Origin of the sequence: Streptomyces pratensis (assembly GCF_037137275.1) — a bacterium.
Lineage (GTDB): Bacteria > Actinomycetota > Actinomycetes > Streptomycetales > Streptomycetaceae > Streptomyces > Streptomyces pratensis_B.
In genome coordinates, this window is record NZ_JBBBEN010000062.1 from 274,910 (window position 1) to 297,350 (window position 22,441).

Sequence of the window (22,441 nt, forward strand, 5' to 3'; positions counted from 1 at the left end):
CGGGCCGCTGACGTACGAAGCGCAGGGACCGGGTACTGACAGTCCTCAAAGAACCCACGTATGAGTACTTGACGGCAATATCGAGGGTCATGTAGGGGAAGTTAGCTTCGGCTCATGGACAGCAGTCGAGCCCATCTCCCGGAACCCTCCGACCCCGTCGTGCTGACCGGCATCGGGTGTGTACTGCCCGGTACCCCCGATGTCCATGCCTTCTGGGACCACGTCTCCACAGGAACATCACAAGTGAGCCGGCTGGAGACGCCCGAGTTCGCCGCCGCCCAGCTCCCCGTCCACGCGGCCGCGCAGCTCGGCGCGTTCGACTCCGCGGCCCGGCTGCCGGATCTCCTCCCGGCCCACGCCGCGAAGTACAACCGCGACATCCTCGCGACCATGGCCGCCGTCGGCGACGCGCTCCAGGACGCCGGGATCTCCCCGGGCCGGATCGCACCGGAGCGGATGAGCGTCATCCAGTCCTCCTCCCGCGGCCCGCTGGCGTGGTGGCGCGACACCATCACGGCCCCCTCGGAGTCCGACCCGTACGCGGGCAGGGCGACGGCCATGTTCCGGGGGCTGGCCGGCTGCCCGGCGACGCTCTCGGCCATCGCGGTCGGCGCCCGCGGTCTGGTCACCACCCTCAGCAGCGCCTGCGTCGGCGGCCACCACGCGATCGGCCTCGCCCTGCGCGAACTGCGCTCGGGCAGCGCCGACGTCGTCCTCGCCGGCGGTCACGAGTTCCCGATCGTGCCCGAGGTCGCCCGCTGCTATCTGGGCCTCGGCGACGGCGTCCTCTCCCCGGAGAGCGCGGACCCCGCCGCCGCGGTCCGCCCCTACGACCGCGACCGGCGCGGATTCGCGCTGGGCGAGGGCGCCATGACGCTCTGTCTGGAACGCGAGTCGTCCGCCCGGGAGCGCGGCGCGCGGATCTATGCGCGCATCCTGGGCCACCGAGCACTCAACGAGGCCGACCACGCCACCAGCATGGACCTGGTCGGCGACGTGACGGCCTCGGTCATCGCGGGCGTGCTCGACGACGCCGGGCGCAAGCCCGAGGAGATCGGTTACGTCTGCGGCCACGGCACCGCCACCCGGTACAACGACATCGCCGAGAGCCGGGCCCTGCGCCGGCTGCTGCCGCACCACGACGACGCCGACCTGCCGCCGCACGGCTCCAACAAGCCCGTGTACGGCCACACGTTCGGCATGGCCGGGATCATCAACGTCGCCGCCACCTCGCTGATGCTGCACCACCAGCGGCTGGCCCGGACCGCCAACCACCTCACCCCGGACCCCGAGTGCGACTACGACCACGTCGCGGAGGGGCCGCGCGACGCCGAGCTGGACCTCGCGGTCTCCCTGTCCTTCGCCTTCGGCTCGCAAACGTCCGTCATGGCCCTGGAGCACGTATGACCGCCCTCCCCGAACACCGCCCCTCCCCCGCCCGCCCGGACGGCCCCCGGCCCGCGCCCCATCTGGCGGCCGGCCCCGACGACCTGGTGCGCCGCTTCGTCCGCGAGGGCGACCACGTCCACGCCGCGGCAACGATGTCACGGCCCAACGCCCTGATGAACGCGGTGTGCCGGGCCTTCGCCGGGACCCGCAGCCTGACGGTCAGCACCACCGCCGTGCACTCCAGCGCCCACGCTCTCGCCCTGTCCGGCGCGGTGCGCAAGGTGATCACCGGCTTCGTCGGCGACACCTACCCCTCGCCGCGCCCCAACCGCCTCTACCGCGATCTGGCCCGGGGCAACCCGTTCGAGATCGAGATGTGGTCGCTGCTCAGCTACACCCAGCGGCTGATGGCCGGCGCGCTCGGCCAGCCCTTCGCCACCACCGGCTCGATGCTCGCCGAGACGGACCTGGCGCACGGCAAGGAGGGCAGCCTCCACCGGGTGCCGCACCCGGAGGACCCCGAGCGCGGCGTCACCCTGCTCAGCCCGCTGCGGCCCCGCTTCACCCTCTTCCACGGCGTCTGCGCCGACCGGCGCGGCAACGTCGTGGCCTGTCCTCCGCTGGGCGAGGGCGCGTGGGCCGCGTACGCCGCCACCGAAGGGGTCCTGGCCTCCGTGGAGGCGATCGTCGACGACGAGGTGATCGCGGCGATGCCCGACCGGGTGGTGATCCCGGCCGGCCGCGTCCTGGGCCTGTGCGAAGCCCCGCTCGGGGCCCACCCGCAGTCCCTGCGGACCGCGGGGCTCGCCGGGGTCGGCGGCTACCTGGACGACTACGCCTTCCTCACCGACATCGTGGCCGCCTGCAAGGACCCGGGGGCCGCCGCCGACTGGTACGACACGTGGGTGGGCGGGGTGGAGAGCCACACCGACTACCTGGAGCGCCTGGGCGAGGAGCGCCGCGCCTCGCTGGCCTTCCCCGCGCCCCGGAGCGCGGCCCGGGAGGCGCCGGGCGCCGCGGCGGACGGCTCCGGCCCCCCGACCGAGCAGGAACAGCTCGTCGTGCTCGGCGCCCGCGCCATCGCCGACCTGGTGCGCGAGCGCGGCTACGACACGCTGCTCGCCGGGATCGGCACCTCGCACATGGCCGCCTGGCTGGCCGCACGGCTGCTGGCCGACGACGGTGTGCACGTGCAGGTGGCCGCAGAGCTGGGTCTCCAGTCGATGGACCCGGAGCCCGGCGACGTCTTCCTGTTCAGCCAGCGGCACGCCGAGCGCTCCCAGATGCTCGCGGGCGTCGCGGAGACGCTCGGCGGCGCCGTCGCCGCCAACCCCCGCTGCCTGGGGGTCCTGTCCGCCGCGGAGATCGACCCGGCCGCCAACATCAACACGACCATGCTGCCCGACGGCCGGTGGATCACCGGCTCCGGCGGGGCCAACGACATCGCCTCTTCGACCGACTGCGTCGTCGTCGCGCTCGCCTCCGCCCGCCGCTACGTCCCGAAGCTGACCCACCTCACCAGCCCGGGCCTGCGGGTGCGGGACGTGGTGAGCCAGTTCGGGCGCTTCAGCCGGCCGGGCCCCGGCGCCGGGTTCGAGCTGACGAGCTGGCTGCCGCCGGTGCCCGGCCGCGGGCGCACCGCGCAGGACCTGCCGGACGGCCCGCGGGCGGCGCTGCGCGAACTCACGGGCTGGTCCGCCCCGCCCTCCGGCGCCGCGAGCGCGCCGGCCGCAGGCGTCAGCCCGTTCCTGACCGAGGAAAAGCCCGTCACCACCGAAGAACTCGCCCTGCTGCGCACCATGGACCCGGAAGGCTTCTACCGATGACTCCCACCGCGACGGCGTCCGACCCGGCGACGGCCGGCCGCCGCCCTCTGCCTCCCACGGCGATCGCGCCCGTGCGGCTGGCCGGCATCGGCCACTACTTCCCCGGCGAGCCGATCACCAACGCCCACTTCGAGCAGATCGAGGCGCTGGGCATCGACGACGCCTGGATACGCGAGAACACCGGGATCGTCAGCCGCCACTGGCCGGCCGACGAGAAGGAGCGCGCGGTGGAGATGGCGGCGCGGGCGGTGGACGACGCCCTGAGCGCGGCAGGCCTGGGGCCCGACGACATCGACCTCGTCATCGGCACCACTTCCACCACCCGGCCGCGCACCAACCCCTCCAGCGCCACGAACAACTACATGGACATCTCGCTGCCGCTCCAGCGGCAGGCCGGGCTGCGCCACGCCACCTGCTTCGACGTCACCTCGGTCGCCTGCGCGGGCTTCATGTACGGCACCGCCACCGCCGCCGCGCTGCTCCCGGCCCTGGGCATGCGTAACGCGCTGGTCGTCTGCGCGGAGAACCCGCGCCCGATCCTGAACTTCGACTACCGCTACTCGGCGCTGTTCGGGGCGGGCGCGGCCGCTGCCGTCTGGTCGGCGGACACCGAGGAGCGCGGGCTGCTGGACGTGGCCCTGCACGCGGACGGTTCGTACTTCGACGCGTTCGACATCGACGAGAACGACAAGATGCTGATGCGCGGCCGGGAGGTCGGCGCGGTCGGCCCCAAGCTGCTCTCCCACGTCGGCCAGGAGATCCTGGAGCGCAACGGCCTGACGGTGGGCGACGTCGACTGGTTCGTGCCGCACCAGGGCAACCTGAACATGATCAACCAGGTGTGCCGGACGCTGGAGATCCCGCGCGAGAAGCTTCTCACCAACATCCAGGAGCGCGGCAACACCTCCAGCGTCTCCATCCCCAGCTGCCTCTCCGAGAACATCGCCTCGGGAAAGATCCGCCCCGGCGATCTCGTCGCGACCATCGGCATCGGTCGCGGCTTCAGCTGGGGCGCGATGCTCCTCAGGGTGCCGTGAGCCTCGACGGTCCTCCATCCGCCGGGCGGTCTACGAACCCGGTGACACCGCACAGCACGGGAAGACGAGACATGCACGACGAGAACCCCCTGTGGCGCGAGAGCGGACTGCGCCTGTCCGGATTCGGGCACTACTACCCCCGCCGCCTGGTGCGGAACGAGACGGCCGCGGACCCCGCGGGCAACGCCGTGGACGAGGCGGTGATCGGCCGGCTCGACGTACGGAGCCGCCATGTGGCGGACGAGGAGGAGACGCCCGCGTACATGGGCGTGCACGCCGCCCGGGCCGCCCTGGAGCAGGCCGGCGTCACGACCGACGAGGTGGACCTGCTGGTCTTCAGCAACTGGACGGACCGCCAGTTCGTCCCCGAGTGGGGACCGCACACCGCCCATCTGCTGGGCGCCGGGCACGCCCTGGCCTTCGACGTGTGCGGCGCGTGCACGGGCTTCGTGCACGGTGTCCAGACGGCGGCGGCGCTCTTCGGGGCCCATGCCACCTGGCGCAACGCGCTGATCGTGTCGAGCGAGCGCTTCTCCCGCCGGGTGCGCCCGGGCAGCAAGGGCGAACTGGTCGTGGGCGACGCGGCCGGCGCCACCGTGCTGTCGCGCGGGGCGGAGCCGGAGGCGGGGCTGTGGGACTCCCTGCTGGTCAGCGACGGCTCCGGGCGGGAGACCGTCACCGTCTACCCGCCGAACGGGTGGATCAAGAGCAGCCGCGAACTGGTCGCCATCGCGGCCGACTCGCACGCCGATCTGGCCACCAGGATGCTGGCCCGCTCCGGCACCGAGATGGACGAGATCGACTGGGTGGTGCCGCACCCCGGCACAGGCCAGCTGCACACGGCCGTACGCGAGCGGCTCGCCATCCCCGAGGAACGCTTCGTGACCAATTACGAGACGCGGGCGAACACCGGCAGCGCCTCGGTGCCGATCGTGCTCTCGGAGATGTCGCGCGACGGCCGGCTCCGGTCAGGAGACCTCTGCTACACGCCCACCGTGGGTTCGGGTTGGTACTACGGAGGGGTCCTCTTCCGTGTCTGATCAGCACTCGACCTCTGCAGGCGACAGCCCTCCTCGGCTTCGCGGCGCCGCCCTGGTCACGGGCGGCAGCCGAGGCCTGGGCGCGGCCATCGCCCGCCGTCTGGCCTCCGTCGGCTGGCACACCGTGATCTGCGGACGCGACGAGAAGAGCCTGGACGCCTGCGTGAGGGCGGCGGCCGACGACGGACTGGCGCTGCACGCCGTGCGGGCGGACGTCACCCAGGAGCGGTCGGTGGCCGCCCTCTTCGAGCGGCTGGCCGAGGACGCCCCGCCGCTCGGTCTCTGCGTCAACAACGCCGGTAACAACTTCTCCCGCCGCCTGGTGAGCGTCAGAGAACGGCCCGGCGGTCCGCCGTCGCTCACCCCGCACCCGCTTGAGGACTTCGAGCGCGTGGTGACGTCGTTGCTCACCGGCACCTTCCTGGTCGGGCGGCACGCCGCGGAGGCGATGCTGCTCGCGGGCACCCCCGGGGCCATCGTCAACATCTCCTCCACCGTCCGCCGCGGCGCTTACGGGCAGTCGGCGTACTGCGCCGCCAAGTCCGGCGTGGAGGCGCTGACCCGCACCTGGGCTACCGAGCTGGGCGAGTACGGCATCAGGGTCAGCGCGGTGGCGCCCGGCGTCATCGACGGCGAAGCGCTGCGCCGCCGTACGGAGGCGAGCGCGCGGCACGCCGCGTACATGGCCGACCTCCAGCGCCACGTGCCGCTGCGCCGCTGGTGCGACGAGCAGGACGTGGCGGAGGCGGTCGCCTTCGCCGCGGACAACCCCTCGGTGACCGGGACCGTGCTGGAGGTGGACGCGGGGGGACTGCCCGCCCGTGTCCCGCCCCCGGCCGGCCGGCCCACGGCCTCGGCGGCGACCGCCGGGCCGAGCAGGACAACCGCGACGGCGGACCACTCGGAGAAAGCAGAGACCCCAGCATGACCAGCGGCTTCGCACCCGACCTGCTCCAGGGCAGGACCACCCTGCTGACCGGTGCCAGCAGCGGCATCGGCGCCGTGCTGGCGACGATGCTCGCCGCCCACGGCTCCCGCGTCGCGCTCATGGCCCGCAACGAGAAGGAGCTGCGGCTGCTGGCCGGGCGGATCGAGGAGGACGGCGGACGCGCGGTGGCGGTCCCCGGCGACCTCACCGACGCCGACAGCGTGCGTGCCGCGGTCCGCGCGGCAGAGGACCGGCTCGGTCCGATCGACCGCCTGGTGCACTGCGCGGGCGCCGCCCGCGACCAGGCGTTCCTCTGCGACCAGGACGAGGACCAGTGGATGGCCACCCTGGACATCAACCTGCTGGGGGCCTTCCGGGTCGCCCGCGCGGTGGTGCCCGGGATGATGGAGCGCCGCGAGGGCAACATCGTGATGGTCTCCTCCATCGCCGGCAAGCGCGGGCTGCCCGCCAACACCTCCTACTGCGCCTCGAAGTTCGGGCTGAACGGGATGACGCAGGCCCTCGCCTCCGAGCTGGGGGCCTTCGGCGTACGCGTCAACGCGGTGTGTCCGGGGCTGACGGACAGCCCCGCCGCCACGGACGGCGGACGCTACGGCGACTCCTTCATGGCCGCCGTCGCCAAGCACCACGGTCCACCGGACCTCACCTGGGAGCGCTACCTCAAGCGGGCGGTCAACAGCACCATCCTGCGGCGGCTGGTCCGCCCGGAAGAGGTCGCGGCCCAGGTGCTGTTCCTGCTCTCGGACCTCTCCGGCGGGATGACCGGGCAGGCGGTCAACGTGGACGCGGGGGCTCTGTGAGCGACGTGTACGGGCACGGCCCCGGGCGGAGCGGGCCGCCCCCGCCGTCCCAGCTGCCGGCCCCCGCAGCCCGCCCCTGGTCCCCCGGGCCCCGGGACGCCCTGGTCACCGGCATGGGTTTCTGTCTGCCGGGCCCCGGCGACGAACCGGTGCGCGACGCCCGGCAGGTGTGGGCCACGGCTTCGACCGGGACGAGCCATGTGGAGCGCGACGGTTTCCACCACGGCACCGTGCGCGGCGCGCGCGAGGCCTTCGCCGAGCTGCTGCCGGAGATGCCGACGCGCTATCTGCGCAGCTACGCCGAGGTCCACCTCTACGGGCTGATCTCGTTGGCCGAAGCCTGCGCGGACGCCGGACTCGACCACAGAGAGGGCGATCTGAGGGGTGCGGACGTGCTGACGGCCCGCGCCGGGGTGGACAGCAACTACGACAGCTACCGCGCCTGGCACGACGCCGATCCGGCGACGATCAGCCCGGGGGACGCCAAGTCCCTCTTCGTACGGCTGCTGGTGGCCGGCACCTCCAGCGACGTCGGACCGGTCCAGGCCGCCCTGCTCGGCAGCACGGGGGCCAACTACACGGTGAGTTGCGGGTGCGCGTCCTCCTCCGTGCTGCTCGGCATCGCCCGCATGATGATCGCCGCGGAACAGAGCGATCTGGTGGTCGTCACCGGCGTGGACCGCTTCGACACCGAACGGGTGCTGCACGGCCATCGGTTGCGGGAGGTGGTGGAGCGCGACGGGGTGACCGTGCGGCACAACAGCGATCCGCCGGCCGCGCCCCGGCACGACCGGCCGATGCGCCCCTACGACACGGCGGGCGACTGCATGAACTACGGAGACGGTTCGGTGACCCTCGTCCTGGAGAGCCGGGCGCACGCGGAGGCCAGGGGCGCCCGGTCCCACGGGGCGGTGCTCGGCCAGGCCACCACCCGTGGCGGGCTGAACAGCGCGGTGGCCATCGACACCGGGGGCGCCGGACTGGCCGAGGCCGCCCGCCGCGCCCTCGGCGATCACACCTCGCTGGCGCGAATTCCCTATGTCAACGGCGGCGGCGAGGGAGACGCGTTGTTCACCCGTATCGAGTCCAACGCCGTGCGCGCCCTGTGGGGCGACAAGTCGACGGAGGTGTTGGTCAGTTCGCAGGAGGCGTGCTTCGGCCACAGCGGTGCGCCGCTCGGCAACCTCGGCACGGCGCTCACCCTGATGATGATGCGCGAGGGCCGGGTCTGCCCCACGGCCAACTGCCGGACGCCCTCACCCGTGTGCACCTTCGACCCGGTCCCGGGACAGTCGGCCCGCGCCCTGCGGTTCGACCGGGCGCTGAGCTTCAACTACCAGGTGGGCGGAGTCAACAGCGCGTTGCTGCTGGGAGGTGGCGATGCCTGCTGAGATGCCTCTGCTGCGACTGTCGGGGGCCGGGTTCGTCCTGCCGGGGCCGGACGGGGACGCCTGCACCGACCTCGACACCTTCTGGCGTGTGGTGCGCGACGGGGCGAGCTGCCTTTCCCCGTACACGCATCCGGGCCTCCCGCTGCGGATCGCCGGGACGGTGAACGGCTGGGACGCCCTGGTGCGACTGCCGCTGTCGGAGCGTCAGGTCCGCCGCTCCTCGCGCGCCGGCCTGATGGCCACCGGGGCGGTGCACCAGGCCCTGCGGCACGCGGGTCTGAGCGCCGCCGACCTCGATCCGGATCGCACCGCACTGGTCGCCTGTTCGCTCCAGTTCGCCTTCCCGGAGACCGAGCGCTACTACGCTCTGGCGCGGGACCAGGGGGTGGCGGCCCTCGGCATGGAGTACTGGCTCAACGGCACCCCTCCCAGCGTGGTGGGGACGGTGGCCTCCGGGCTCGGGCTCCCGTGCCAGACGCTGAGCGTGGCGGGCTCGTGCAACGTGGCGCTGCGCACGCTCCATCTCGTCCAGCAGATGTTCCGGTGCGGGGACATCGACCGGGCGATCGTCGTCGGCGTGGACACCACCGTGGACCCGGTGTTCGTGGCGGGCACCAGCCACACCGGCCGCAGCGGCTACCGCGCCTCCTCCCTCACGGACGACCCCTCCGACGTCCGTCCCCACGACGAGACCCAGACGGGCAACGCCACCGGGGAGGGCGCGATGGCCGTGGTCCTGGAGGACCCGGCGGCGACCGGGGACCGCTCGGGGTTGCTGTACCGCGCACATCTGCGGACCTCGCGCAGCAACGGGCCGTCCACCGTCGCCACCGGCCCGCCGGACAACGTCGTCGGGGACGTCCTCACCACCCTGGCGTCCGCCGGGAGGAGCCTCGCGGACCTGGCGTTCGTGAACGACTACGCGGACGGCAACCGGTTCGTCGAGGATCACCTGTGCCAGGCCCTGGCAGGGGTCCGGATGGCGACCGGCTACACGGGCGAGGTGCGGTTGACCAACCAGGAGGCGGTCTTCGGCCACGTCGCCGGCACCGGTGGCCTGGTCAAGCTCCTGGGCAGTCTGCTCATGCTGCGCCACGGCCGCATCGCGCCCAGCGCGAACACCCTCGTCCCCTACCGGGGCCTGCCGGGCGAACCCGTCCTCGCGGGCGGCCTGGCGACCGGCGGGGACAGCGCTCTGGTGCTCGCCTCCGGAGCGGGCGGCGACGCCACGAGCATGGTCATCGAATACGAAGGCGGCGACTTGCCATGACCCACGTTCACAGCACCGGTGCGCGGCCCGGCGCGGCCGAGGAGCCGGATGCGCCGCGGGACCCGATCGGCACCCGTGTGCTCCTCGACGCCATGGGCGCGGGCGAGGGCGGCGGGGCGGCCGGAGCGCTGTCCGACGCGCTGACCGCGCTCGGTCTCGTCCCCGTGGACGCGGACACGGACACGGACGCCGCCCCGGCCGCGTACTGCGCGCTGCTGCTCGGGGAGGAGGCCTACGGCGCGGGGCGGTCGGCGGGACTGGACCGCGGCCGGGCGCGGGCCGCTGCGCTCGCGATGGCGGAGGCCGGCCGGGGCCGGCTCGTCCTGGTCACCGACGCGGGGGGCGGGACACACGCCGGGACCGACCCGGACCGCTATGCCCGGCTCGCCGCCGACCTGGCCTGGTGGCAGCACTTGGTGACCGGCGTGGCCGCCGACGGCGTCTCCGGGAACACCGTGGTCACCGGCTACTCCCCCGATCTGGGCCACCGCCTCTCCCCCACTGCCGAGTCGGGGCTGCTGCGCTATCTCGTGCAGCGCCGCCCCACCACGGCCGCCGACGTGGCGGCCGCCGTGGCCTTCCTGCTGTCCGAGGGGTGCTCGTACCTGATCGGCGAGACGCTGCCGGTGGACGGGGGCGCGGGCCTCGGCCGGATACCGTCCCTGTCCTCCGGCCCCCCGGCCGCCGCCCCCGCGCCGCGCCCCACCCCCGCGCGTGCCCCTGCCCCGCCTGCGGCGGCCGGACAGGACCTGCTGGGGCAGCGCGTGCTGGTGGCCGGCGCGAGCAGCGGCATCGGCCGCGCCGCCGCCCTGCACCTGGCCGGGCGGGGGGCCGACGTGGTCCTCGCCGCCCGCCGTACCGGGGCGCTGGAGGAGGTCGGGGCCGAGATCACGGCGCTGGGCCGCCGGGCCTGGCCGCTCCGTTGCGACCTGGCCGACGCCGAGGACGCCGCCGCCCTGGGCGAGCGGGCCTGGGAAGCGGCGGGCGGCGTCACCGCCCTGCTGTACGCGGCGGGGCACCTGGGCTTCAGCGCGGTGGGCGGCGATCCGGCGTCCGCGGCGCGGACGTTCGCGGTCAACCTGCACAGCTTCGTCGCCGTCACCGAGTATCTGACGGGCCGCTGGCGGGACGAGAAGCGCCCCGGCGCGGTGGTGGGGGTCTCCTCGGTCAGCTCCACGTTCAGCCCGGTGGCGGGGCTGGAGTACTACGGCGCGAGCAAAGCCGCGATGGCGCAGTACATCCGGTGTCTCGCGGTGTCCGTGGCGCGCCACGGCATCCGCGCCAACGGTGTGACCCCCGGCATCATCGAGACGCCGATGGGCGATGCGGCGGGACCCGAGCACCGGCGCGGCTGGATCAGCCGGATACCTGCCGGGCGGGTCGGCGAGCCGCACGAGGTGGCGGCCGTGCTCGGTTATCTGCTGAGCGGTTCGGCGGCCCGGGTGACCGGCGCGGTGCTGCGCGCGGACGGGGGCTTCGGCCTCGGGGACGTGGCTCCGCTGCGTCCCGGCTTCCCCGGCCCGGCGGGGGAGGCGCTGTGACCGGGCAGCGGCCCGTGGACGGGTCCCCGGACCGTGCTGCCGACGGCCCGCCGGTGGCGCTGGTGGCCGGCGCGTCCTCGGGGATCGGCGCGGCCGTCGCCCGCCGGCTGGCGGCGCGCGGCAGCGCGGTCGCACTGGTCGGCCGCCGGGAGGCCGCGCTGAAGGAGGTCGCGGAGTCGATCCGCACGGTGGGCGGCACCGCGCTGCCGCTCGCCCTGGACCTGGCGGAGCCCGGCGCCCCCGCCCGGGCCGTCGCCGCGGCCGAGGCCGGACTCGGGCCGGTCGGCGTGCTGGTGTGCAGCGCGGGCGCGATCCGGCTGGCCGGTGTCCACGAGACCGAGGAACGGCACTGGGAGCGGCAGCTGCGGATCAATCTCACGGTGCCGTTCCTGCTGGCCCGGCAGGTGCTGCCGGGCATGCGGGAGCGGGGCAGCGGCTGGATCGTCACCATCGGTTCCGGTGTGGGCTGCGAGGTGGTCGCGGGCAGCGGCGGTTACGGCGTGAGCAAGCACGCGGTGCACCGCCTCACCGAGCTGATCCACGAGGAGAACCGCGACCACGGTGTCCGCGCGGTCACCGTCGCGCCGGGCTGGGTCTCCACCCGGCTCGCGGCCCGGCCGTCGGACCTCGGCGTCCCCGACGAGCAGGTGCTCGACGCGCAGGACATCGCGGACACCGTGGCGTGGCTGCTGGACCGTCCGGCCCGGATGAGCGTCGGCCCGCTGATCCGTGTCGAGCCCTCGGCGAGCCGGGCGGCCGCCGGGACGGCGATGACCCGCCATCTGACCTCTTCCCGGGACCGGGGCGCCGGGCCGGCTGCGAAGGAGACCCCCTGATGAGCAGGACCGACACCCTCGTCGAGCACGACGTGGCGGTGGAGATGCGCGACGGGACGGTGCTGCGCGCCGATGTGTGGCGGCCCGCCGACGGCCCGGCCGCCCCCGCCGTGCTCTTCCGCACCCCTTACGGGAAGTCGACGCTGGGGCTGGCCACCCTGACCCCGGCGCAGTGCGTCGACCGCGGTTACGCGGCCGTCGTGCAGGACACCCGGGGCCGGTTCGCCTCGGAGGGCCGGTGGGCGCCGCTGGACTGGGCCCAGGAGGGGCCGGACGGGTACGACAGCGTCGAGTGGGCCGCCCGACAGGCCTGGTGCGACGGGAACGTGGCCATGGCGGGCACCTCCTACCAGGCCATCGTCCAGTGGCTGGCCGCCATGGAGAAGCCGCCGCACCTGCGGGCCATCGCGCCCACGATGTCCACCTCCGCGCCGTTCGACGCCGAGCAGCTCGGCGGCTGCCTGCGCCTGGACCACCTCACGAGCTGGCTCGGGCTGACCGCGCTGGAGTGGGTGCAGCGCCGGGCCGCCGCGGGCGATCCGGTCGACGCGGAGATCGTGGCGGAGGTGGTGGAGCTGCTCACCTCTCCCGAGAAACCGCTGCGGCGCTGGCCGCTCGCCGCCGTTCTCGACTTCGAGGGTTTCCCCGGCCGGCTGCGGGACGTCTTCGCTGGTCGTGCGGCGACCGTCGCCGACTACCGGCTCGGAGAGGTGAACGTGCCCACCTTCTCCGTGGGCGGCTGGTACGACGTGTTCGCGCACGGCACGATCGAGCTGCACCGCGCCATGCGCGCCCAGGACCCGGTGGCCGGCCGGCACGAGCTGGTCGTCGGGCCCTGGGTGCACTCGGGCCAGTTGCCGCAGGTCCAGGGCGAGGTGAACACCGGCCCGTACGGCTCGGCGCAGGGGGCGCGCCTGGCCGATCTGCACCTGGACTTCTTCGACCGCCATCTGCGGTCGCGGGAGAACCGCGAGGCGACCGCCGGGGCCGTGCGGTACTTCCTCTTCGGCGACGACGCCTGGCACCGGGCGGCGGCCTGGCCCCCGCCGGAGGCCGTGGACCGTCCCTGGCACCTGGCGGGCCCCGTCGGGGACGGCGAGGGCGGCAGGCTGCTGCCCTCGCCGCCGGGAGGCGATCCGGGCCACGACACGTTCACCTACGACCCGGAGGACCCGGTGCCCTCGCACGGCGGGCGGGTGCTCCAGCTCGGCAGACTGGTGGCGGGGCCGCTGGACCAGTCGCGGCTGGAGGACCGGCCGGACGTGTTGTGCTACACCTCCGAACCCCTGACAGAGCCGCTGGACGTGGTCGGCCGGCAGCGGCTGCGGCTGCGCTTCGGCTCCGACGCGCCCGCCACCGCCGTGGTGGCCAAGCTCACCGACGTCCACCCTGACGGCCGTTCACTGCTGGTCGCCGAGGGCAGCCTCCGACTGGAGGCCGCCGGGGGCGTGGCGCCGGACGAACCGTACGAGGCCGACGTGCTGCTCGGCGACACCGCCTGGCGCTACGCCTCCGGCCACCGGCTGCGGGTGCACGTCACCAGCAGCAACTTCCCCCACCTGGACCGGCACCCCAACGTTCCGGGCCCGATAGGGGAGGCGGACCACTGCCGTGCCGCCCGGCAGTCGCTCTGGTACGGAGGCCCGTACGAGAGCGTGCTGCGGTTGCGGACCCTGCCCGCGACGCCCGCAGGGGAGGCCGGGTGAGCGCCGGGCAGCGCGGCTCCGTTCCGGCCGGCGGGCCGCGGCCCCCGGCGGATGTGCTCGACCCGGCGTCCGGCGCGGTGCCGACCGCCGAGCAGTGCGTGCTGGGCCCGCTGCTCAGACGGCGCGCGGCCGACACCCCGCAGGCTCCCTACGCGCTGATGCCGGACGGCGCCGTGTGGACTTACGCGCGCACGCTCCAGGAGACGGAGGAGACGGCCGCCGCGCTCCAGGCGCTCGGCGTCGCGCCGGGCGAGCTGGTGCTGAGCTGGCTGCCCAACGGCCCGGACGCGCTGCGCGCCTGGTACGGCGTCAACGCCGCGGGAGCCGTTCTGGTCCCGCTCAACACCGCCTACCGGGGCGCGATCCTCCACCAGGTGGTCGCCGACAGCGGGGCCGGGGTGCTGCTCTGCCGGCCGTCCCTGGCGGCCCGGCTGGAGGAGTCGCCCGACCGGCCGGGAGCGGTGCGCACCGTGGTGCTGCTGCCGGGCCCGGAGGACGTGCCGCAGGAGGTGGAGGCGCTCGCCGAGCGGCTCCGCACGCGGTTCCGGGTCCTGACGGGGCTGCGCGCGGACCGCTCGTCGTTCGCGGAGCCCGTCCCCGCGCCGCGGCCCTGGGACCCGCAGACCGTCATCTACACCTCGGGCACCACGGGCCCGTCCAAGGGCGTCGTCTCCTCCTACGCGCACCTCTACAGCAGTTGCACCGCCGCCTTCCACGGCATGGCCGGGCCGGAGGACCGCTACCTGCTGCAACTGCCGCTGTTCCACGCGGGCGGCACGATCGGCGCGTACGGGATGCTGGTCCACGGCGGTTCGGTGACGGTCGTGCCCGCCTTCACCACCAGCGAGTTCTGGCCGCTGGTCCGGCGTACCGGCACGACCCTGTGCACGCTGCTCGGCGTGATGGCGACCTACCTGCTCAAGCAGGAGCCCGATCCCCAGGACACCGGACACCCGCTGCGTGCGGCGTACGTCATCCCGTTCACCGCGGGGGCGGCGGAGTTCTCGAAGCGGTTCGGGGTCTCGGTCCGCGCGTTGTTCAACATGACCGAGGTGTCCTGCCCGGTGCTCTCCGGGCCGCAGGACCCGCCGGCCGGTCCGATGCACTGCGGGTGGCCCCGGCCGGGCGTCACCGCCCGGATCGTCGACGACCACGACCGCGAGGCGGCGGACGGGGAGGCGGGCGAGCTGGTCCTGCGCGCGGAGCGTCCGTGGTCGTTCCTGAGCGGTTACCTCGGCAGGCCGGCGGTGACCGCGGCCGCCTGGCGCAACGGCTGGTTCCACACCGGTGACACCTTCCGGCGCGCCCCGGACGGCGGCCTCGTCTTCGTGGACCGCAAGAAGGACGCCATCCGCAGGCGCGGGGAGAACATCTCCTCCTTCGAGGTGGAGGCCCAGGCGGTGGCCCACCCCGCGGTCCTGGAGGCGGCGGCGGTGGCGGTGCCCGGCGACGAGGGCGAGGACGAGGTGCTGCTGGCGGTGGCGGGCCGGGACCCCGGTGCGCCGATCGAGCCGGCGGCGCTGCTCGCCTTCCTCCGTGAGCGGCTGGCCCACTTCATGCTGCCGCGCTACATCCGCGTGCTGGCCGAGATCCCGAAGACCCCCACCGGCAAGCCCACCAAGCACACGCTGCGCGCCGAAGGCGTGGCGGCGGACACCTGGGACCGCGAGGCGGCGGGCATCCGAATACGCAGAGAGAAGATCACATGAGTGCGGAAGCCTTCCCGACGGCCGGGGCGCCTCGCGCCGAGGAGACCGGCCCGGCCGGGCGCGAGTGGGTGGGGGCCGCCACCGAGACGTTCGCGGACTTCGCGGACCGGGTGGACGGCAGGCGGGACGTGCCCCTGCGCGCCCGCTTCGACTGCGGGGTCGCCACGCTGACGCTGGACCGGCCGCACCGCCGCAACAGCCTCGATCTGACGCTCTCCCGGCATCTGCTGCTGGGGCTGATGTGCGCCGGGGACGACCCCCGGGTCCGTACGGTCGTGGTCACCGGGAGCGGCGGGGCCTTCTGCGCGGGCGACGACGTCGACAGCGTGGGCCGCTGGCGGTCGGGCGACCGGGGCGACACCCCCTTCGACCCGATCACCTCGGACGCCCACTACCTGCGGGTCTGCGAGGCGATGCTGCACCTGCCGAAGCCGGTGGTGGCGGGGCTGACCGGAGCCGCGGCGGGCGCGGGCGCGGAGATCGCCTGCGCCGCCGACTTCCGGCTGGCCGACACCCGCGCCTCCATCGGCAGCTGCCTGGCCGGGGTGGGGCATGTCGGGAACGTGGTGCTGATGTCCCGGCTGGCCGGTCCGGCGCGGGCGACGGAGATCTACCTCACCGGGCGCATGGTCTCCGGGGCGGAAGCGGTGCGCCTGGGGCTGTTCGACCGGCTCTGCGAACCGGGGGACTTCGAGCGCGAGCTCGGCGAGCTGGCGGGCCGGTTCGCCGCGCTGCCGACGGCCTCCGTGGGACTGTTCAAGGAGTTGCGGGAGCGGAGCTGGGGGCAGCCCGCCGAATACGGCCTGCGGCTCCAGGACGCGTACCACCTCAAGACGCACGCCACCGTGGCCGACGCCCGCGAGGGCATGGCGGCGTTCGCGGAGAAGCGACGTCCCCGCTTCACCGGAGGCTGACCGGGCGGGCCCTCGTGTGCGGCCATGACGAAGAGAGTATTCTGATTCTGATGAACACAGCTCCCCGGAACCCTCGTCCGACGGCCTCGAAGCCCTCGCCCGCGCACAGCGGCGACCGCCCCGCGGCGGACCGGCGGTGACCGGCCGGGAGCGCCGCGGCGGCACGGCGCGGGCCGTGGAGACGGCGCACAGCGTCGAGGTGTCCGGCGCCCGGCTGCACTACTGGACCGCCGGGGACGCGGAGCACCCCGCGGTCGTCCTCACCCATGGGGCCGGAGCGGACCACCGGATGTTCGATCCGCAGGTCCCGGCACTGGTCGAAGCCGGGTTCAGGACCCTGCGCTGGGATGTGCGCTACCACGGCGCGTCCGTCTCCGACACCGGCAGGTTCCGGACCGGCTACGCGGCAGAGGACCTCGGGGCGCTGCTGGACGCGGCCGGGGTGCGCAGACCCGTGGTGCTGCTGGGACAGTCGATGGGCGGCAACATCGCACAGGAGTACCTGCTCCGGCGCCCCGAGGAGGTCGCCGCGCTCGTGATGATCGGCTCCACGTCCAGCACCCTGCCCGTCACCTGGACCGAGCGGCAACGCCTGGCTCTCTCGCGGACGCTCCTGCGGATGCTGCCCTTCCGGCGGCTGACCCGGTGGATGACCCGGGCCTCGGCGCAGGAGCCCGAGGCCCGGGAGTATCTGCGAAGGGCCTTCACGGCGAACGGGCGGCGCTCCTTCCTCACCACCTGGGACGGCATGACCCGCGCGGTCACCCCCTCCCCCGGGTACCGGATCGAGGCGCCCGAGCTGCTCCTCTGCGGCGAGCTGGACCGCACGGGTAACATCCGCTCTGCGATGGAACGGTGGAGCGAACGCGATCCGCACAGCGAGTTCCACGTCGTCCCCGGCGCCGGACACGTCGCCAACCTCGACCGTCCCGACGAGGTCAACCGGCTGACCGTCGCCTTTTTGAAGGCCTGAGCACCCAGCGAGACCATGACTGACCATGACATCACCCCGGACTCCCGCCTCCCGACGTCCCCGGCGGGCGGGTTCAGCGACGAGGAATCCGCCTTCATCAGCGAGATGGGCTCGCTGATGGAGCGCTGGGGGCTTCCGCAGGCCACGGGCCGCCTCTTCGGCTACCTCCTGCTGCGCGACAAGCCGGTGGACCTCGACACCATGACCCGCGATCTCGGGCAGGCCAAGAGCGGGCTCAGCGTCGCCGCGCGCCAGTTGGAGTCCTGGACCCTGGTGCGGCGCAGCACCAGGCCCGGCAGCAGGCGGATCGACTACGAGGCGGTGGGCGACCTCCAGCAGCTGCTGCTGGTGAACAACTCCCACATGCGCAAGTTCACCGAGACGCTCAGCGCCGGGGTCCCGGTGGCGCGCGGCGATGCCCGGGAGCGGCTGACCGCGCTCGCCGAGCTCTTCAACGGGTACGTGGAGCAGACCGAGGCGCTGGTGGCCGGCTGGGAGGCCCGGCGCGCCGCCTCCTGACACCCGCGCCTCTGCCGTGTGCCCGCACACCGCCCCCAGGCTGTTCCCCCTGACGACGGAGTGACTGTGAACGTGTCCGGCCCCGCCCCGAGCCACGGTGCGGCCTCCCTCCGCACGCCGGTCGTGGACGCCTGCTCCCTGGTGTACGACGACGCGGGATGGCGGGCGTACCTGCACCGGCTGGGCGAGAACGCCCCCGAGTACCTGGACGTCTTCTCGCATTCCTTCTGCCGCTACTTCGGCGCCGGGCACACCGCATACCGGGAGGCGCTGCGCGCACGCTGGCAGGACGCGGTGGACGTCCTTCTCCCGCCGGGCCGCCGGCCGTTCGAGCTGGCCGCCCACCTCGCCGACCGGCAGCGCCAGGGGGTGGCCGCCGAGTTCGCCATGGGCTCGGCGGAACGCCTGCCGGACGGCCGCACGGTCAACGACTGGCTCCTGGAGACCACCCGGAACGTACGCGACCGCGTCCACGTCTGGGCCGGTCTCTCGCTCCGCGATCCGGCCGACGCGCTGCGGGAGCTGGAGCGGGCGGAGGAGGCAGGGGCCGCGGGGCTGTGCGTCATTCCCTTCCTGGACGGCACGGACCCGGCCGACCCGCGGTTCGCCCCGGTCTTCGACGCCGCGGCCACGGCCCGCCTGCCGGTATGGCTGCACACCGGCCACCACTTCTCCCGCCGTCACCCCACCGGTCTGGGCAGCTGGCGCGCGATCGAGGCGCTGGCCGGACGCCACCGGGAGCTGCTGCTGGTCGCCGGGCACGCGGGCTGGCCCGACGTGCGGGAGACCCTGCTCACCGCCGCCCGGCACCCGGGGGTCCACCTGGAGTTCTCCTCGCACCGCCCCCGGCACATGCCCAAGCCCGGCTCCGGCTGGGAGCCGCTGCTTCATCACGCCCGGGGGCCGGCCCGTGACCGCGTCCTGTTCGGCACCTCCACCTGGGTCAACCCGCACCCCACCCGCGCACTGGCCGACGAGGTGGCCGAACTGCCGCTGCCCGCGGACGTCCGCGCCGCGTGGCTCTCGGGCAACGCGGCGGCGCTGGCGGCCCGCGCGGGCAGGGCCGCGATCCGGGGGCTCTCGCCCGCGGGCGCCTGACGGGCCCTCAGGGAGGTTGGCCCCGGACGCGGTCGGTGGCGGGGCCGCCCGGCCGGCCGGCCGCTCCGGCGGATCGGCCGTTCAGACCCAGTCGCGCCGTGCGGGCGGTTCGCAGAGCTCCAGCACCACCGCGCCCGTCTCCGGCTCGTCTCCGGCGAGGGGCCGGACCCGTGCGCCGACCGTCACCAGGTGCGGGGCGGCTCCCACGACCTGACAGCGGAAGACGAAGCCCTCGGGAAACCGCACCAGGGACTCGTTGCGTGCCGCCTCGGTGTAACGGTGGACGACGGAGGTCCGGACGACCACACCGTGACCGGTCGTACGTTCCGGCTCCAGCTCGCTCGACGCGCACACCGGGCACAGCAGCCGCCGGAACGAGGCGGTGCCGCACCAGCGGCAGCGGTGGTAGGAGAGGCCGCACTCCTCGTGCGCCTTGCGGACGGTGCCCATTCCTGTCTGAGACACGGCTCGACCCCCTGCGCTCGACTCGGACGCGCCGCACCTGACTGTCGGCGCGTCCGCACCATATGGCACTCAGTGTCGGGCCGTAAAGGCACTGAGTGCCTATCGGTGCCGAGTTTTTCCGACGGCGGCCTCGATCTCCTGCACCACTCGCCACATCGGCGTGCCCTTTCTCGCGACCATCACGACGACGTCCCCCTCGACGGAGACGGAATGGGCGGCGGCGTCGGGGGCGCGGGGCGGCACGGCGACGGGCGCGCCGGCCGGGGAGGCGGGGCCGGCCGCGGGCCCGAGCGCACCGGAGCGCCCCCACACCTCCCGCACCAGGTCGAGCGCGTGGTCGACGGCCGCGTCAGGGTCTCCCTCGCCCCCCGACCGCAGCCACAGGCGCAGCCCGTTGTTGTGGGCGGCGACCACGGAGGCGGCGATCACCTCGGCCCGCAGCTCCCCGTCGCCGCCCCCGCCGAACCGGGCCCGCAGATGACCGGCGAGCGCCTGTTCGTAGCGGCGCACCACGGACAGTTCATACGTGCGCAGCCCCGGCACCTCCCGGGTGAGCCGGTAGCGCTGGACGGAGAACTCGGGGTTGGCCGCGTACATCCGCAGCACGATGCGCGCGGCGTCGCACACCGCGCCGACCGGGTCGTCGCCCTCCACGGCGGCCAGGAACCCGGTCACCTCTGCGAGACAGCGCTCGTGGTCCGGAAAGACCACGTCCTCCTTGGACGGGAAGTAGCGGAAGAACGACCGCCGCCCGACCCCGGCCCGCGCCACGATGTCGTCGACCGTCGTCCGCTCGAATCCCCGTTCCAGGAAGAGCTGGAAGGCCGCCTGGGCGAGCGCCTCCCGCATGGGCGCCTTCTTCTCGGGTCCTCGTGCCTCGCTCATGCGGCGAAACCTAACACCGGAACGCCGGATTTGGCACTGCGTACCTTTACAGAGGGTACTGAGTGCCATAATCTCTTCATTACTGTGACCCACCCAGGTGGGACCCCCCAGGTAGGCAGGAGAGCCGGCGTGAGCTTGAGGATCGTTGTCTGTGTGAAGTACGTGCCCGACGCGACCGGTGACCGGCGTTTCGCCGATGACCTGACGTTGGACCGTGAGGATGTGGACGGTCTGTTGTCGGAGCTGGACGAGTACGCGGTCGAGCAGGCGTTGCAGATCGCGGACGGGGCGGACGGTGCGGAGGTCACCGTGGTGACGGTGGGTCCGGAGGATGCCAGGGACGCGTTGCGCAAGGCGTTGTCGATGGGGGCGGACAAGGCGGTTCACGTCGAGGACGGTGCTGTGCACGGCAGTGATGTGATGGGGACGTCGCTGGTGCTGGCGAAGGCGGTGGAGAAGAGCGGGTATGACCTGGTGGTCTGTGGGATGGCTTCCACGGACGGGGTGATGGGGGTGCTTCCGGCTCTGCTCGCGGAGCGTCTGGGTGTTCCGCAGGTGACGTTGGTGTCGGAGGTCGCGGTGGCGGGGGGTGTGGTGACGGGGCGGCGTGACGGTGACACGGCGACGGAGTTGCTGGAGGCGTCGTTGCCGGCGGTGGTGTCGGTGACCGATCAGTCCGGTGAGGCTCGTTACCCGTCGTTCAAGGGGATCATGGCGGCGAAGAAGAAGCCGGTGGAGTCGCTGGATCTGGAGGATCTGGGTCTGGAGGCCGGTGAGGTGGGTCTGGCGGGTGCGTGGACGGCGGTGGACTCGGCCGTGGAGCGTCCGGCGCGTACGGCGGGCACGGTCGTGACGGACGAGGGCGAGGGCGGCCGGCAGCTCGCGGAGTTCCTCGCGGGCCAGAAGTTCATCTAGTGCCCGGGCCTGTTCCCGTGTCCGTGTCGGGGTCTGTTCCGGTGTCCGTGCCCGGTTCGGCGCCGGTGTGGGTGGGGTGGCCGGGTGCGGGTGTGTGTGCGGTTGTGTCTTGTCTTCCTGTGTCTTCTCTGTCTGGAGTGCGTTGTCATGGCTGAAGTTCTGGTTCTGGTCGATCATGTGGACGGTGCGGTGCGCAAGCCGACCCTGGAGCTGCTGACGCTGGCCCGTCGGGTCGGTGATCCGGTGGCGGTGGCGCTGGGTGCGGGGGCGCGGGAGACCGCCGGGGTGCTGGGTGAGCACGGTGCGGTGCGGGTTCTGGTGGCGGAGGCCGCGGAGTTCGGGGAGTATCTGGTGGTGCCGAAGGTGGACGCGCTGCAGGCTGCTTTCGGGGTGGTGGCTCCGGTGGCGGTGCTGGTGGCGTCGTCGGCCGAGGGCAAGGAGGTCGCGGCGCGTCTGGCGTTGCGGGTGGGGTCGGGTGTGATCACCGATGCCACGGATCTGGAGGCCGGTGAGCAGGGTCCGGTCGCCACGCAGTCGGCGTTCGCGGCTTCGTTCACGACGAGGTCCCGTGTCTCGCGGGGGGTGCCGGTGATCACGGTCAAGCCGAACTCGGCGCCGGTGGAGCCGGCCGCGGCGGCCGGTGCGGTGGAGGAGCTGGCGGTGTCGTTCGGTGACGCGGCCAGGGGCACGAAGGTCACCTCGCGTACGCCGCGGGAGTCCACGGGGCGCCCGGAGCTGACCGAGGCCGCGATCGTGGTGTCCGGCGGGCGGGGGGTCAACGGTGCGGAGAACTTCCCGCTGATCGAGGCGCTCGCCGACAGTCTGGGCGCGGCGGTGGGCGCTTCGCGCGCGGCGGTGGACGCGGGCTGGTACCCGCACACCAGCCAGGTCGGGCAGACCGGCAAGTCCGTCTCCCCGCAGCTGTACATCGCCTCGGGGATCTCCGGCGCGATCCAGCACCGGGCCGGGATGCAGACCTCCAAGACCATCGTCGCGATCAACAAGGACGCCGAGGCCCCGATCTTCGACCTCGTCGACTACGGCGTCGTCGGCGACCTGTTCACCGTCGTCCCCCAGCTCACCGAGGAGATCAACACCCGCAAGGGCTGACCCCGCACCCCCTCGCACCACCCTCGCCCTGGGCCGCACGGTGAACCCCACCGCGCGGCCCAGCGCCG

General features: G+C 73.7%; 20 protein-coding genes. 18 read left to right on the top strand and 2 right to left on the bottom strand.

The annotated features are described in order from the left end of the window. Window positions 1-114 precede the first annotated feature (114 nt). The 16 genes from V9U70_RS05695 (at window position 115) to V9U70_RS05770 (ending at window position 18,998) form a co-directional block, all read left to right on the top strand. Window positions 115-1,407: a beta-ketoacyl-[acyl-carrier-protein] synthase family protein gene (locus tag V9U70_RS05695; RefSeq protein ID WP_336673343.1), complete on the top strand. Its 1,293-nt coding sequence runs from the start codon at window positions 115-117 to the stop codon at window positions 1,405-1,407. Further along, window positions 1,404-3,215, top strand: coding sequence for a CoA-transferase (locus tag V9U70_RS05700; protein WP_336673344.1), 1,812 nt, complete (start codon window positions 1,404-1,406; stop codon window positions 3,213-3,215). The genes V9U70_RS05695 and V9U70_RS05700 overlap by 4 nt, the downstream gene beginning before the upstream one ends. Then, window positions 3,212-4,252 carry a ketoacyl-ACP synthase III gene (locus V9U70_RS05705; protein ID WP_336673345.1) on the top strand — a complete coding sequence of 347 codons (1,041 nt, stop codon included), beginning with the start codon at window positions 3,212-3,214 and terminating at the stop codon, window positions 4,250-4,252. Before V9U70_RS05700 ends, V9U70_RS05705 begins: the two co-directional genes overlap by 4 nt. Window positions 4,253-4,323: 71 nt before the next feature. After that, window positions 4,324-5,292 (top strand): ketoacyl-ACP synthase III, encoded by a 969-nt coding sequence (locus V9U70_RS05710; RefSeq protein WP_336673346.1) that lies wholly within the window; start codon window positions 4,324-4,326, stop codon window positions 5,290-5,292. Next, window positions 5,285-6,220 carry an SDR family NAD(P)-dependent oxidoreductase gene (locus V9U70_RS05715; protein WP_336673347.1) on the top strand — a complete coding sequence of 312 codons (936 nt, stop codon included), beginning with the start codon at window positions 5,285-5,287 and terminating at the stop codon, window positions 6,218-6,220. Before V9U70_RS05710 ends, V9U70_RS05715 begins: the two co-directional genes overlap by 8 nt. Continuing rightward, on the top strand, window positions 6,217-7,041 hold the full coding sequence (locus V9U70_RS05720) for an SDR family NAD(P)-dependent oxidoreductase (RefSeq protein WP_336673348.1): 825 nt from the start codon (window positions 6,217-6,219) through the stop codon (window positions 7,039-7,041). The genes V9U70_RS05715 and V9U70_RS05720 overlap by 4 nt, the downstream gene beginning before the upstream one ends. A gap of 113 nt (window positions 7,042-7,154) precedes the next feature. Then, window positions 7,155-8,432 carry a beta-ketoacyl synthase N-terminal-like domain-containing protein gene (locus V9U70_RS05725; protein WP_336673373.1) on the top strand — a complete coding sequence of 426 codons (1,278 nt, stop codon included), beginning with the start codon at window positions 7,155-7,157 and terminating at the stop codon, window positions 8,430-8,432. Beyond that, on the top strand, window positions 8,422-9,702 hold the full coding sequence (locus tag V9U70_RS05730; protein WP_336673349.1) for a beta-ketoacyl synthase: 1,281 nt from the start codon (window positions 8,422-8,424) through the stop codon (window positions 9,700-9,702). The genes V9U70_RS05725 and V9U70_RS05730 overlap by 11 nt, the downstream gene beginning before the upstream one ends. Continuing rightward, entirely contained in the window at window positions 9,699-11,243 is a 1,545-nt protein-coding gene (locus V9U70_RS05735) for an SDR family NAD(P)-dependent oxidoreductase (protein ID WP_336673350.1), read from the top strand. Before V9U70_RS05730 ends, V9U70_RS05735 begins: the two co-directional genes overlap by 4 nt. Then, complete coding sequence (locus tag V9U70_RS05740; RefSeq protein WP_336673351.1) at window positions 11,240-12,079, top strand: SDR family oxidoreductase; 840 nt, start codon at window positions 11,240-11,242, stop codon at window positions 12,077-12,079. The genes V9U70_RS05735 and V9U70_RS05740 overlap by 4 nt, the downstream gene beginning before the upstream one ends. Beyond that, window positions 12,079-13,785 (top strand): CocE/NonD family hydrolase, encoded by a 1,707-nt coding sequence (locus tag V9U70_RS05745; protein ID WP_336673352.1) that lies wholly within the window; start codon window positions 12,079-12,081, stop codon window positions 13,783-13,785. The genes V9U70_RS05740 and V9U70_RS05745 overlap by 1 nt, the downstream gene beginning before the upstream one ends. Then, window positions 13,782-15,494 carry an AMP-binding protein gene (locus V9U70_RS05750; protein WP_336673353.1) on the top strand — a complete coding sequence of 571 codons (1,713 nt, stop codon included), beginning with the start codon at window positions 13,782-13,784 and terminating at the stop codon, window positions 15,492-15,494. Before V9U70_RS05745 ends, V9U70_RS05750 begins: the two co-directional genes overlap by 4 nt. Next, window positions 15,491-16,408 (top strand): enoyl-CoA hydratase/isomerase family protein, encoded by a 918-nt coding sequence (locus tag V9U70_RS05755; RefSeq protein WP_336673354.1) that lies wholly within the window; start codon window positions 15,491-15,493, stop codon window positions 16,406-16,408. The genes V9U70_RS05750 and V9U70_RS05755 overlap by 4 nt, the downstream gene beginning before the upstream one ends. A 136-nt stretch (window positions 16,409-16,544) precedes the next feature. Continuing rightward, window positions 16,545-17,381, top strand: coding sequence for an alpha/beta fold hydrolase (locus V9U70_RS05760; protein ID WP_336673355.1), 837 nt, complete (start codon window positions 16,545-16,547; stop codon window positions 17,379-17,381). A 15-nt stretch (window positions 17,382-17,396) separates the two neighbouring features. Then, window positions 17,397-17,900 carry a GbsR/MarR family transcriptional regulator gene (locus V9U70_RS05765; protein WP_336673356.1) on the top strand — a complete coding sequence of 168 codons (504 nt, stop codon included), beginning with the start codon at window positions 17,397-17,399 and terminating at the stop codon, window positions 17,898-17,900. 66 nt (window positions 17,901-17,966) lie between these two features. Then, window positions 17,967-18,998 (top strand): amidohydrolase family protein, encoded by a 1,032-nt coding sequence (locus V9U70_RS05770; protein WP_336673357.1) that lies wholly within the window; start codon window positions 17,967-17,969, stop codon window positions 18,996-18,998. Window positions 18,999-19,079: 81 nt separating this feature from the next. On the opposite strand, the gene V9U70_RS05775 is transcribed toward V9U70_RS05770, so the two are convergent. Together V9U70_RS05775 and V9U70_RS05780 are read right to left on the bottom strand one after the other, a co-directional pair. Next, the gene (locus V9U70_RS05775; RefSeq protein WP_336673374.1) at window positions 19,080-19,448 is read right to left on the bottom strand and encodes a Zn-ribbon domain-containing OB-fold protein; all 369 of its coding nucleotides are present in this window, start codon (window positions 19,446-19,448) and stop codon (window positions 19,080-19,082) included. A gap of 114 nt (window positions 19,449-19,562) precedes the next feature. Next, on the bottom strand, window positions 19,563-20,312 hold the full coding sequence (locus V9U70_RS05780) for a TetR family transcriptional regulator (RefSeq protein ID WP_336673375.1): 750 nt from the start codon (window positions 20,310-20,312) through the stop codon (window positions 19,563-19,565). Between the two features lie 165 nt (window positions 20,313-20,477). Between V9U70_RS05780 and V9U70_RS05785 the strand changes: the two genes are divergently transcribed. Together V9U70_RS05785 and V9U70_RS05790 are read left to right on the top strand one after the other, a co-directional pair. After that, complete coding sequence (locus V9U70_RS05785; protein ID WP_336673358.1) at window positions 20,478-21,263, top strand: electron transfer flavoprotein subunit beta/FixA family protein; 786 nt, start codon at window positions 20,478-20,480, stop codon at window positions 21,261-21,263. 147 nt (window positions 21,264-21,410) lie between these two features. Next, the gene (locus V9U70_RS05790) at window positions 21,411-22,373 is read left to right on the top strand and encodes an electron transfer flavoprotein subunit alpha/FixB family protein (RefSeq protein WP_336673359.1); all 963 of its coding nucleotides are present in this window, start codon (window positions 21,411-21,413) and stop codon (window positions 22,371-22,373) included. Window positions 22,374-22,441: the final 68 nt, after the last annotated feature.